This window comes from Corallococcus sp. AB030 (genome assembly GCF_003668965.1).
Classification (GTDB): domain Bacteria; phylum Myxococcota; class Myxococcia; order Myxococcales; family Myxococcaceae; genus Corallococcus; species Corallococcus exiguus.
Genome location: NZ_RAWQ01000282.1, coordinates 1 through 10,521, shown reverse-complemented (window position 1 = coordinate 10,521; position 10,521 = coordinate 1). Strand labels below are relative to the sequence as shown.

The window sequence follows — 10,521 nt, the reverse complement described above, 5'->3', positions numbered from 1 at the left end:
CCCGGGTCGAGCCGCTTCGAACCGGGTCTTGTAGGAATTCCTGGGCCCGGCCCCGACAGGTTGGGAGGGGAACGGGTGGGGGCCGGGGCGCGAAGGGCCTAAGATGGGAGGACCGTGCAGGCCGTTCTCTACTTCTCCGACAAGCAGGTCCGCGAGAAGCTCTTCTCGTTCGTGGACGCGGCGCAAGGGCTGCTGCTGGTGGCGGGGGTGCGCCACGGCTCCGTGATGACGCGTCCGCCGCAGGCGCGCGAACCCTTCGCGGCGCTGGAGGACCTGTTCGGGCACGTGCTGTCGCAGGTCATCGTGGCGGACGAAGGCACCACGGAAGGCATGTGGAGGGATCCGCTGGGGGACCTGGGTGACCGGCTCTACCCGGAGGACAAGAAGCGCGCCTACGCGGCGTCCACGGGCTACGTGCTGCTGGAGGACGGCAAGCCGCGCGCGGTGGTGCGCAAGCACGCCAGTCCCGCGGAAGACCTGTGGTTCCTCCAGGAGGCCCTGAGCCGCCTGTCTCACGGCATCCCCGCGCCCGACCCGGAGAAGCGCCCCGGCCACCGCCGCCCGGAGCCCGCGCCCAAGGCCCCGCCGCGTTACGGCCCCGCGAGTGACAGCGGAGCGCCGGAGGAACCCGCCGATCCCTGGCGCCGCTCCAGCGCCCGAGGTGACGCGTCCTCGCGAGGTGGTGCGGGGGCCCGCCCGGGTTCGGGCAGGGCTCGCTCGTCGCAGGCCGACGAACCCACGCCCCCGCGCGGCAGCCGTGCCGTCGCGCCCGAGCCCGAGACGAAGGACCCCTGGACGGTGCTGGGCATCGAGCGGGGCACCCCCAAGGACGAGGCGCGCAAGGCGTTCCGCACGCTCATCTCGCAATACCACCCGGACAAGGTGGCCCACCTGGCGCCGGAGTTCCATGCGCTCGCCGAGCGCAAGACGCGCGAAATCCTGGACGCGTGGGAGGCGCTGGAGCGCGACGCGGGTTAGTGCACCGTGCGGCGCGGCTTCGTTCGCGAGGCGCGCTTCAGTCGGGCCTCCAGGTAGTCCTTCAGCACCACGGCGTTGTTGTGCTCGGTGTCGCGGGCACCGTGAAGCAGCGTGATGCGGCCATGGCGCGCGGCATCGAGCAACGGCTCCCATGCGTCGGGGTGCGCATCCAGCTCGCGGGTGTACCGGCGCCGGAACTCGTCCCAGCGCGCCACGTCGTGGGCGAACCACCGCCGCAGCTCCGTGCTGGGTCCCACCTCGCGGGGCCAGCCGTCCAGGTGGAGGTCCGCCTTCTTGCGCCCCCGAGGCCACAGCCGGTCCACCAGGAAGCGGGTCTCCGCCCGAGGGTCCGAGCCGTGCTCGTCATAAACGCGCTGGAGTCGAATCATCGTCGCGAGCCTCCGAAAGGACACGCTGCCCACGCGAGGCGCGCGCGGGGAGTACCCGGCGGGGACGCGGCGGCCCGCTTCTCAGGTCACCAGCGCGGGCGCCGGAGCCTCCAGCCGGAAGCGCGCGATGAGCGGCACGTGGTCTGACAGGCCGTGGAAGCGGCTGGTCAGGTCTCCGAAGGGCCGCGTCTCCGTCGTGTCCAGCCAGCTCACGCCGCCACCGGAGAACAGGTGGTCCAGGTGCATGCGCATGTGCATGAAGCCCGCGGTGGGGAAGGCGCGGGACAGGGTCGGGTTGATCTGCCCCACCGACGCCTGCGCGCACGTCAGGTGCGCATCCCCCGTGAGATAGCGGAACACCGGCGACGACGGCGGCGAGTTGAAGTCCCCGCACACCACGAACGGCTCCTCCTTCGCGTGCAGCCCGATGAAGCCCGTGAGCTTCTTCGCCTCGTGGAGCTGGTTGACGCCGCAGCCCATCTTGTCGCGCGTGGCCCAGAACTCGCGGGCGAACGGCGTGGGCAGGCTCAGGTGCGTGTTGAAGATGTGGAACGCGCGCTGGTCCGAGCGGCGCAAGACGCGCATGTGCGCGCAGATGCGGCTCTGCTTGCGCTCCTTCAGGCCTTGCACGTGGTGGTGCGTGATGTGCTCCGGCGCCTCCACATTGTGCCGGTCCACCTGGAGCGTGCGCGTGTTGACGAGCATCGCCAGCCCCGTCGTGTACAGCGACAGCTCGCCCACCTTGTAGTGGTGCGCGCGGAAGTAGAACGCCTCGTAGGGCATCTCTCTCCCCTGGAGGGCGAACGTCTCCTCCACACGCTCCATGAAGGCTTCCAGCTGTGTCTCACCCGGGCGGGTGGGCCGGTGGACGATGTTGCTGCGCAACGAGGAGGTCTCCACCTCCTGGAGGCAGACGACGTCCGGCAACGGGTCCAGGGTGGCCAGGGCGGCCGCCACCCGGCGCTTGGGGCCCAGGGTGCTCGCGAGCCCCCTCAGCATGTGGCCGAAGTAGCGGACGTTGTACGTGACGATGCGTAGCGCTGACGGCTCCATGTACGGACGCCACCTCCCCATGCCTCGCGGCGAAAAATGGGAAGCCCCGGGACAAACGTCCAGGCCTCCCCGCTCTCTTCACCATGGGATGCGTTCGCGTCATCCGCGATGTGCCGACAAGCGGACGCAGGGCTCGTCCGCCCGCCTGCTCACGGAGCGGGCTTCACCCGCACCATCGTGTCCAGCAGGTGCTCCAGCGCGCGGTCCGGGTCGTCACACAGGCCCGCGTGCACCGGCCCCGTCTGGAGCATCGTGCTCCGCGGCGCCACCAGCCAGTGCCAGCGCTCCTTCTGCGGCAGCCGTCCAATGGGCCCCGCGTCCTTCCCGCCCACGCACACGCGGCGGAAGCTCTCCAGGTGGCCCGCGAGCAGCTCCACGTCCGCGTCCGGTGACAGCGCCTTCAGCCGCGCCACGTCCAACTCCACGCGCGCTCCCAGGAAGCGGTGCTGCACGCAGAAGAGGACGACGCCCACGTTGATGAACTCCTCGCGCTCCACGCGAGGCACCAGCCGGATGATGGCGTAATCAAACGAGCTGGGCGTGGGCACGCGTCGCCTCCTCGATGAACCCCGGCGCCGCTTCCAGCCTGCGCATCAGCCACGTCACGTACGCCGCGCGGTGCTCCGCCGTGGACGCGAACGCGGGCTCCTGGCCCAGCCACGCCTCAGGAATGGACCCCACGATGCGCTCCACCACCTCCCGCGTCACCCGCTCGCGCAGCAGGTCCCCGGCCTCCGCCAACCCGTGTGCCCACGGCAGCAGCACGTGGTCCTTGATGGGCGCGAACCGCGTCTGGCTGCGCTCCTCCCATCCGTCCCACGAGTGGTGGAAGTACATCGCCGCCCCGTGGTCGATGAGCCAGAGGTTGCGGTGCCACACCAGGAGGTTGGGGTTCTTCGGCGTGCGGTCCACGTTCGTCACGAACGCGTCGAAGGCCACGATGGCGGACGCCACCTGCGCCTCCGGCACCGGCACCGCCAGCGGGTCGAACGTCACCGAGCGCGGCAGGTAGTCCAGCGCCAGGTTCAACCCCGCGCTCGACTTGAGCAGCTCGCGGATTTCACTGTCCGGCTCGTTGCGCCCCAGTGACACGTCCAGCTCCACGAACACCAGCTCCGGCACCCGCAGGCCCAGCACGCGAGCAATCTCTCCCGCCAACAGCTCCGCGATGAGCGCCTTGGCCCCCTGGCCCGCCCCACGGAACTTCACGACATAGAGCCCCGCGTCGTTCGCCTCCACGATGGCGGGCAGCGAGCCCCCTTCGCGCAAGGGCGTCACGTAGCGCGTGGCGGTGACCGTCCTGAGCATCACTCGTCCTCGACAGTTCCCGGGCACTCCGGGGGTGGCGGCTGTACCACACCCCTGCCCACCTTCCCAGCGCGCCTCCAATTCAGTTGCGCGCAATTTAATTGCGCACTACATATTCCCCATGTCGACGGACGACTTCCTCCGGCTGGACCTGCAGCTGTGCTTCCCGCTCTACGCGGCGTCGCGCGCGATGGTGCAGGCCTACACGCCGCTCCTGGCGAAGCTGGGGCTCACCTATCCGCAGTACCTGGTGATGCTGGTGCTCTGGGAGACGGACGGGGTGACGGTGAAGGAGCTGGGGGAGAAGCTGTACCTGGACTCGGGGACGCTCACGCCGCTGCTCAAGCGGCTGGAGACGCAGGGCTTCGTGCGTCGCGAACGTTCCACGGAGGACGCGCGGTCGGTGACGGTGTCGCTCACCGCGCAGGGTAAGGCCCTGCGCCGCAAGGCCGCGTCCATCCCGGAGGCCATCGTCTGCCGCACCGGTTTGACGCTGGAGGAGCTGTCGCGGCTGCGCCGGGACATCCAGCGGCTGTTCGAAAAGGTTTCCTCACGCAGCGCTTGAGACACACGCGGTTTCCAACCACGAAGTCACGAAGGAGCAACACCATGGCCCCGGTCCAGATCTCGCCGCTCTACTCCACCACCGCCATCACGCACGGCGGCCGCAACGGCAAGTTGCTCCTCGAGAACAGCCCGCTGGACGGCCTGGAGCTGGCCATGCCGAAGCAACTGGGCGGCTCCGGCAAGGAGTCGGCCACCAACCCCGAGCAGCTCTTCGCCGCGGGCTTCTCCTCCTGCTTCGAGAGCGCGCTGCGCCTGGTGGCGGGCAAGGCCGGCAAGAAGCTGGATGAGAAGGCCGGCGTGAAGGCCACCGTCACCATCGGCAAGACGCCGGACGGCGGCTTCGGCCTGGCGGTGGAGCTCACGGGCATCCTCCCGGGCATCCCCCGCGAGGAGGCGCAGAAGCTGATGGAGGCGGCCCACCAGGTGTGCCCGTACTCCAACGCCACGCGCGGCAACATCGAGGTGAAGGTCTCCGTCGCGGAGTAGTCCTTCACGGCTGGCGGAGGCAGGGCTAGACCTTGCCTGCCTCCACGACGCGCACCGTCTCCGCGCCGTCGAAGCGCGCCTCGAAGATGGGCAGCCCCTTGGTCAGGCTCTTGCGCGGATGGCCCGGCCCTGCTCGGCGACGAACTGCACTGGCACCCGAGGCGTCATCGCGCCGCTGGCGCGCAGCTCCGCCTTCCATTTGCGCTGGAAGAGGACGGAGCTCGCGGGCTCAGGTGGCGGAGTCGGCATGGGCGCTCGGGGTGGAGGTTGGCAGGAGCGCCAGCAGGTTGTTCTGGATGCTCTGGCAGATGGTATCGAGCGGCAGGTCGTTGTCGTCCGTGCCGAAGGGGTCCTCAATCTCGACGCCAATCTCTTCGATACCAAAGAAGACATACGCGACGAGGAACGTGGCCAGGACTGTCACCCAGCCAAAGGTGTCCACCAGCGCGAAGGGCAGGGTGAAGCAGTAGAGGATGAGCGCGCGGCGCACGTGTAGCATGTACGCGAAGGGCATGGGCGTGCGGTGGATGCGCTCACAACCCCCCAGGTAGTCGATGAGCTGGTGGACGTTCTGGTCCAGCTGCATCTGGACGTACTCGGGATAGAGCCCCTGGCGGCGGCCCTCGTCCAGCACGGCGGTCATCCGGCGGGCCACGTTGAGGGGCACGTGCTGGGCCTTGAGCGCGTCCGCCACCTCCCCGGAGGGCAGGGTGTCCGTGTGGGGGCCCAGGTGCCGCTGCTGGCCGCGCAGCCACGCGGCGGTGGCGAAGGGGAACATGGCCGTCCAGCGCACCAGCGTGGCGAACAGCTCCGTGCGGCCCAGGAAGGGCTCTGACGCGCGGACCAGGTTGCGCGTCTCGTTGACGATGCCGCCCCAGAGCTTCCGGCCCTCCCAGAAGCGGTCATAGGAAGCGTTGGTTCGGAACACGAGCAGGAGGCTCAGCGAGATGCCCGCCAGCGTGTGCACTGTCGGGGGCACGCCCACGTCGCGCACGTGCTTCGAGAAGCCCACCACGGCCGCGGCCCAGACAACGCATATCAACACTCGGCCGACGATCTCCTTCACCATCGAACCGCGCAGGTAGTGGAAGTAGCTCCACCATCGATGCGGGTCATACTCAACCATGTAGGGGATACCCTCCGGAACGGGAGGCGCATGCTAACCGCACCGCGACGCGTCGCGGGCAGTGCTTTGCGAGATTGCGGATGCCAGACGCTTCGGGTGATGGCCGGGCGTCGGGGGCTTCAGCTAAGGAGGAAGACGGTCCGTCCACTCCCTCGTCAAGGAGGCGTCTTCCATGCGCCGTCACCTCACGCCCCTGCTGATGTTCCTCGCCGCCACGGCGAGCGGTTGCAGCTTCCTGCGCACGGACGTCCTGCTGGACACGCTCAACACCCCGGACTCGTCGAATCCGAAGGACGTGCCGGTCCGGGTGCCGGCGGTGGAGCGCGTGGCGGGGCTGACGCGCGCACAGCTGACGGACTCCTATGTGGACCCGGCGCGCGCGGGCGCGTGGATGGAGGCGCTGGGCGCGTCTCCGGAGGCCGTGCTGGACATGTCGGCGTGCCTGGTCCAGCACGCGGGCAACGACTCGGCGTCCTGCTATGAGAACGACGCGCGCACGGGCTACGTCGACCAGACCGTGAAGGCGTCGGCGTGGGGCGTGCCGATGCCCGCGCAGTCCCTCCCCGTGGCGGCAGCGGCGGCGGAGGAGGTGGACGCGGAGCGCTTCCTCGCGAACGCGATGGGCATTGGTCCGTCGCTCGCGGCGTTGCAGCAGTCGCTGGAGGTGCCGTTGACGCGCGAGGTGCTCGCGCAGGGCATCCAGCGGGGCGCGGCGTCCGCGGCGGCGTACGTGCGGGCGCGCTCGTGGCGGCGCGACCTGCAGCGGCCCAGCAACGCGGTGGTGCTGAGCGGCGGCGGGGCCAACGGGGCGTTCAGCGCGGGGGCCATGTGGCGGCTGTTGGGCATCCTGGAGCAGTGCCGGGGCAAGCCCGCGCCGGAGGGGTGCGGCGACGCGCGAATCGACCTGGCGGCGGGGACGAGCACGGGCGCGCTCATCAGCACGCTGGTGGACCTGTTCCACACGCCGGGCCAGGAGGCGAACGCGCGGCGGCTCTTGCTGGGCAACTACACGTGCACGGTGGAGTCGGACCTGTACTGCGTGAACTCCACGTGGCTGTGGAACCTGGCGGAGGACACGCGGGGCCTGGTGAAGTTCGACGGCATCTATACGAAGCTGGATCAATTCATCCAGCCGGCGATGTTGCACAACGGCACGGAGCTGGTGTCGGTGTCGGTGGATTTCCAGACGGGCGACGTGTTCAGCGTGAGCGACCAGGACCCGGCGGACTTCAAGCCGGGCGCGTCGGACCACCTGCGCAAGGGCGGGATGATTCACGCCATCGTGGCGTCCATCGCGGAGCCGGTGCTGTCGAACCCGGCGGGCAAGCTGCCGTCGGCGGCGGGTGACCGCACGGGGACGTACTACGACGGCGGCGTGCGCTCCGGGCTCCCGCTGCTCCAGGCGGTGGAGCGTGGGGCGGAGCGCGTGCTGGTGATTTCGACGGGAGGGATGAACCCGTCACCGGCGATGGATCCGAAGAACGCGATGAGCGTGCTGATGCGCACCATCGATTTGTTCGTGGCGCAGCCGCGCGTGGCGGAGGTGCAGCAGGCGGAGTTGCTCGCGGTGACGCGCCGGCTGGGCGAGTACAACGTCTGCACGCTGCGAGGCGCGACGGAGGACTTCTGCCGCCGCAAGGGCACGGGCTTCCAGCCGCAGATGGTGGGGCCGGGGGCGGGGCAGGCGGTGTGGATGGGCTCGGCGCGCTTCGACCAGGTGGCGAGCAGCTGGCGCAGCACGTGGATGTTCAAGCCGGAGTCGGGGTTGGCGACGGCGAGCGGCTACTCGTTCACGCCGGAGGTGATGCAGCCGCTCTTCGTGGCGGGCGTGGAGTCCATGCAGAAGCGCTGCAAGGAAGTGCTGTCCCTGTTCGACATCCAGGGCACGCTGGCGGCGCAGGAGTGCGCGCGCCAGTTGGTGGAGGTGGCGGACGAGGCGCGCGAGGCGCTCCCGTCCGTGGCGCAGTGCCGCGCGGACAAGCCGGAGCGCCGCACGTGTGACTGACGCGCGCTACCTGCCGCCGTCGATGACCCACTTGCCCCAGCCGGCGAGCGCGGTGCCGTCCTCGGGCACGCGCTTGCCCTTGGGCGGGGAGCGGTAGACGGCGTCGGCGAGCGGGATGAAGCGGGCCTCGTCCGCGAGTCCGTTGAGCGCGGCGCCCCAGGGGTCGGCGGCGTAGGTGGTGACCTGCACGCGGCGCTCGGCGCCCTCGCCCGCGGGCGCTTCGAGGACGAAGGCGGGGATGGGGTGCTGGGCGACGGTGAACGTCTCCCGGCGCGGCGGCGCGGTGCCGGCGGCGACGGGAGGCCACTGCTGCGGCTGGCTGATGGCTTCGCTGACGGCGGCGAGCAGGGCCTCTTCCAGGGGCTGGGGCTCGGCGTCGCGGAAGTCGGCGCAGGGGGCGTCGCCGGTGGGGCCGGTCAGCTCCTTGCGAAGGACGAAGCCGCGCTCGGCGCCCAGGCAGACGCGGCGCACGGAGGGCGTGCCGGAGAGCTCTTGGCGCACGTCGTACCAGGTGCCCGGGCCCCAGGGCCGGTCGAGCACGGGCACGTTGCCCGCGGCGTCGGAGCCCTGGCGGAAGGACACGAGCGTGAGCTGCTGGCTGCCGCTGGCGCCGAAGCCGGAGAGCGTGGTGCTGGCGTCGAGCAGGCCATGGGTGAGGTACAGCGGGCCGGGCTCATTGGCATAGAGGCGGTTGTGGAGGGGGCCGTCGCTGGGGCGGCGGTCGTCCAGGAAGCGGCGGGCCTCCCAGGTGCGTCCGGCGGCGGTGGTCTGTTCGGCGGAGCGCTGGCCGCGGTGCTCTTCCTTCCAGGGCTGTGTCTCCTCCATGCGCATGGGCAGCACGCGGGACTGGGAGAGGCGCGGGTGGGCCAGGGGCTTGCCCTGATCATCCGTGAAGGTGACGGTGAGCCACGCCCAGGGCGCCTGGACGGAGACGACCTCCAGCGTGACATGGCCGGCCACGCCCACGCCGGTGTCCGCGCCAGGGCGGCCCCGGTGGGCGGAGAAGGCGTACTCCACGCGGTCGCCCACGCGGGCGCGCTGCCATGGCGAAGGCGTGGCGGTGGTGTCGGGGGCGCCAGCGTCCAGCACGGAGGCCTCGGTCGGGGCGGAGGCGTCGGGCTGTTCGGTGGCGGTGGTGCCGTCGGAGGGGGAGACGGCACGAGGCTTCATGCTCTCGCAGCCCGTGGTCAGCAGGAGCGCGGAGCACAGCAGGAGGGGAGCGCGGAAGAGGGGGCGTCGCATGCGGTCGCTAGATACACGGAGCGCCGCGTGGAGCCGCGTGGCCGGTGGGATTGCGTGCGGGAGGAGCGTGTCCTTCTCGACAGGACCCGCCGTGTCGGGTCCGTCCCAGCAAGTCACCCCACGGGCCGAACGCCCGACGGCCCGGTCCCTTTGCATGGCCGGGCTCGATTGACACTGTCAGACGCCGCGCCGATATTATCACCAGGAGATGGTGATGATTTCTGGCGCGCATCTAGAACTGCGTCCCTGGCGCAGGTTGAGCGTTGAGGAACTCGCGGCGCTCGCGGAGGTTCCGAGCCGGCGCATCTGGCAGGAACTGGAGGAGGGCATCCTGCCCGGCCGTGCGAAAGGCCGTTCCAGGCACTGCTTCGGGCCTCGGGACGTCTTCTACTTCCGCCTGGTGCGACACCTGGAGAAGGCGCTGACGTTGAGCCCGAGTGTGCGCCGTGAACTCCATGAGGCGATTGCCGGCGTGCATGACGACCGCGAGCCGCATGCGTCGCCGTGGCGCAAGACCGACACGGGCTGGGAGTTCACCTCCGTCCAGGCGAGCTTCGACGCCCGGCAGCCATTCGCTGAATCGGTGAAGCAGGTGCGCCTGTTCATCCACGGCAAGCGGCGCATCGAGTCACGCCCGGATGTCCTGGGCGGCGAGCCTGTCTTCAAGGGCACGCGCATCGCGGTCCGGCACGTGGGAGACCTGCTGTTGAAGGGCGTGCCGCGAACCGAGGTCAGGGAGGACTTCCCCCGGCTGGATGACGAAGACCTCGCCTTCGCGGTGCTCTTCGCGCAACTTCCCCGCCCGCAGGGGCGCCCGCGCAAAGCACTCGTGTCTCGTCGAGAGGGCGCCTAGTCTGCCTTTTCGATGAAGTTGCTGGTCGATGAAAACCTCTCTCCCAGGCTCGCGGTGCGTCTCCATGCCAAGGGCTTGGAAGCCGCGCATATCGTCCACCTGGGAAAGGCCGGCCTGACGGACCCCGAACTCTGGCGTCTGGCATTCGAGCGCAGCGAGGTGGTCGTCACCACGAACGTGGGAGACTTCATCGTGCTCGCGCGGGATTGCGAACTTCACGCGGGCATCATCGCCTTCCGCGTGGCCGGGCTCAGTTCCGAGGAGCAATGGAGGCATCTGGAGCCTGTCGTGGACCACGTGCTCCAGCAGCAACTGGATCTCACCAACAAGCTGGTCGAGGTGTGGGCAGTGGGTGAGTTCACCGTCAGCGACCTTCCGGGGCCTTGACCTGAGCGATCCCCTCATTTGAGTGAGCAGATCGCCAGCCGCCTGCCTGACAGGCCCGTGCGAGGCGGGGTGGTGTGGGGCAGGAAGAGAAGCCATGCTGGGACGCAAAGTGGCCATCAACGAAGAG

General features: G+C 69.8%; 13 protein-coding genes. 6 read left to right on the top strand and 7 right to left on the bottom strand.

Annotated elements, in window-relative coordinates:
* The first annotated feature begins 114 nt into the window (after positions 1 to 114).
* Entirely contained in the window at positions 115 to 978 is an 864-nt protein-coding gene (locus tag D7Y15_RS39785; RefSeq protein WP_121755825.1) for a J domain-containing protein, read from the top strand.
* On the opposite strand, the gene D7Y15_RS39780 is transcribed toward D7Y15_RS39785, so the two are convergent.
* The 4 genes from D7Y15_RS39780 to D7Y15_RS39765 form a co-directional block, all read right to left on the bottom strand.
* Positions 975 to 1,367, bottom strand: a complete 393-nt coding sequence (locus tag D7Y15_RS39780; RefSeq protein ID WP_121755824.1) for a DUF488 domain-containing protein — start codon at positions 1,365 to 1,367, stop codon at positions 975 to 977. The two genes, D7Y15_RS39785 and D7Y15_RS39780, sit on opposite strands and share 4 nt — an antisense overlap.
* A gap of 81 nt (positions 1,368 to 1,448) precedes the next feature.
* Positions 1,449 to 2,420 (bottom strand): endonuclease/exonuclease/phosphatase family protein, encoded by a 972-nt coding sequence (locus tag D7Y15_RS39775; RefSeq protein ID WP_121755823.1) that lies wholly within the window; start codon positions 2,418 to 2,420, stop codon positions 1,449 to 1,451.
* 149 nt (positions 2,421 to 2,569) lie between these two features.
* Positions 2,570 to 2,968, bottom strand: coding sequence for a DUF3037 domain-containing protein (locus tag D7Y15_RS39770; RefSeq protein ID WP_014393410.1), 399 nt, complete (start codon positions 2,966 to 2,968; stop codon positions 2,570 to 2,572).
* Positions 2,946 to 3,728: a HipA family kinase gene (locus D7Y15_RS39765; RefSeq protein ID WP_120574686.1), complete on the bottom strand. Its 783-nt coding sequence runs from the start codon at positions 3,726 to 3,728 to the stop codon at positions 2,946 to 2,948. Before D7Y15_RS39765 ends, D7Y15_RS39770 begins: the two co-directional genes overlap by 23 nt.
* A gap of 121 nt (positions 3,729 to 3,849) precedes the next feature.
* Here D7Y15_RS39765 and D7Y15_RS39760 point away from each other — a divergent pair, with 121 nt between their 5' ends.
* Both D7Y15_RS39760 and D7Y15_RS39755 read left to right on the top strand, forming a co-directional pair.
* Positions 3,850 to 4,293, top strand: coding sequence for a MarR family winged helix-turn-helix transcriptional regulator (locus D7Y15_RS39760; protein WP_120574685.1), 444 nt, complete (start codon positions 3,850 to 3,852; stop codon positions 4,291 to 4,293).
* A gap of 44 nt (positions 4,294 to 4,337) precedes the next feature.
* Complete coding sequence (locus D7Y15_RS39755; protein ID WP_121755822.1) at positions 4,338 to 4,781, top strand: organic hydroperoxide resistance protein; 444 nt, start codon at positions 4,338 to 4,340, stop codon at positions 4,779 to 4,781.
* A gap of 25 nt (positions 4,782 to 4,806) precedes the next feature.
* On the opposite strand, the gene D7Y15_RS44985 is transcribed toward D7Y15_RS39755, so the two are convergent.
* Together D7Y15_RS44985 and D7Y15_RS39750 are read right to left on the bottom strand one after the other, a co-directional pair.
* Positions 4,807 to 4,980 carry a hypothetical protein gene (locus tag D7Y15_RS44985; RefSeq protein ID WP_158624282.1) on the bottom strand — a complete coding sequence of 58 codons (174 nt, stop codon included), beginning with the start codon at positions 4,978 to 4,980 and terminating at the stop codon, positions 4,807 to 4,809.
* Between the two features lie 30 nt (positions 4,981 to 5,010).
* A complete protein-coding gene (locus D7Y15_RS39750; protein ID WP_121755821.1) occupies positions 5,011 to 5,907 on the bottom strand; it encodes a bestrophin family protein in 897 nt (298 codons plus the stop codon).
* Positions 5,908 to 6,079: 172 nt separating this feature from the next.
* On the opposite strand from D7Y15_RS39750, the gene D7Y15_RS39745 reads away from it, so the two are divergent.
* Positions 6,080 to 7,912, top strand: coding sequence for a patatin-like phospholipase family protein (locus D7Y15_RS39745; RefSeq protein WP_121755820.1), 1,833 nt, complete (start codon positions 6,080 to 6,082; stop codon positions 7,910 to 7,912).
* A gap of 6 nt (positions 7,913 to 7,918) precedes the next feature.
* Here D7Y15_RS39745 and D7Y15_RS39740 read toward each other — a convergent pair whose 3' ends face one another.
* The gene (locus tag D7Y15_RS39740) at positions 7,919 to 9,154 is read right to left on the bottom strand and encodes a DUF6068 family protein (protein ID WP_121755819.1); all 1,236 of its coding nucleotides are present in this window, start codon (positions 9,152 to 9,154) and stop codon (positions 7,919 to 7,921) included.
* 214 nt (positions 9,155 to 9,368) lie between these two features.
* Here D7Y15_RS39740 and D7Y15_RS39735 point away from each other — a divergent pair, with 214 nt between their 5' ends.
* Both D7Y15_RS39735 and D7Y15_RS39730 read left to right on the top strand, forming a co-directional pair.
* A complete protein-coding gene (locus D7Y15_RS39735; protein ID WP_158629197.1) occupies positions 9,369 to 10,007 on the top strand; it encodes a DUF433 domain-containing protein in 639 nt (212 codons plus the stop codon).
* 12 nt (positions 10,008 to 10,019) lie between these two features.
* Entirely contained in the window at positions 10,020 to 10,394 is a 375-nt protein-coding gene (locus D7Y15_RS39730; RefSeq protein WP_120574679.1) for a DUF5615 family PIN-like protein, read from the top strand.
* Positions 10,395 to 10,521 lie beyond the last annotated feature (127 nt).

Bases quoted from the DNA above. Each gene is read 5' to 3' on its own strand.
- D7Y15_RS39780 (WP_121755824.1), bottom strand. From the start codon at position 1,367: ATGATTCGACTCCAGCGCGTTTATGACGAGCACGGCTCGGACCCTCGG.
- D7Y15_RS39775 (WP_121755823.1), bottom strand. From the start codon at position 2,420: ATGGAGCCGTCAGCGCTACGCATCGTCACGTACAACGTCCGCTACTTC.
- D7Y15_RS39765 (WP_120574686.1), bottom strand. From the start codon at position 3,728: ATGCTCAGGACGGTCACCGCCACGCGCTACGTGACGCCCTTGCGCGAA.
- D7Y15_RS39760 (WP_120574685.1), top strand. From the start codon at position 3,850: ATGTCGACGGACGACTTCCTCCGGCTGGACCTGCAGCTGTGCTTCCCG.
- D7Y15_RS39755 (WP_121755822.1), top strand. From the start codon at position 4,338: ATGGCCCCGGTCCAGATCTCGCCGCTCTACTCCACCACCGCCATCACG.
- D7Y15_RS44985 (WP_158624282.1), bottom strand. From the start codon at position 4,980: ATGGAAGGCGGAGCTGCGCGCCAGCGGCGCGATGACGCCTCGGGTGCC.
- D7Y15_RS39750 (WP_121755821.1), bottom strand. From the start codon at position 5,907: ATGGTTGAGTATGACCCGCATCGATGGTGGAGCTACTTCCACTACCTG.
- D7Y15_RS39745 (WP_121755820.1), top strand. From the start codon at position 6,080: ATGCGCCGTCACCTCACGCCCCTGCTGATGTTCCTCGCCGCCACGGCG.
- D7Y15_RS39740 (WP_121755819.1), bottom strand. From the start codon at position 9,154: ATGCGACGCCCCCTCTTCCGCGCTCCCCTCCTGCTGTGCTCCGCGCTC.
- D7Y15_RS39735 (WP_158629197.1), top strand. From the start codon at position 9,369: ATGATTTCTGGCGCGCATCTAGAACTGCGTCCCTGGCGCAGGTTGAGC.
- D7Y15_RS39730 (WP_120574679.1), top strand. From the start codon at position 10,020: ATGAAGTTGCTGGTCGATGAAAACCTCTCTCCCAGGCTCGCGGTGCGT.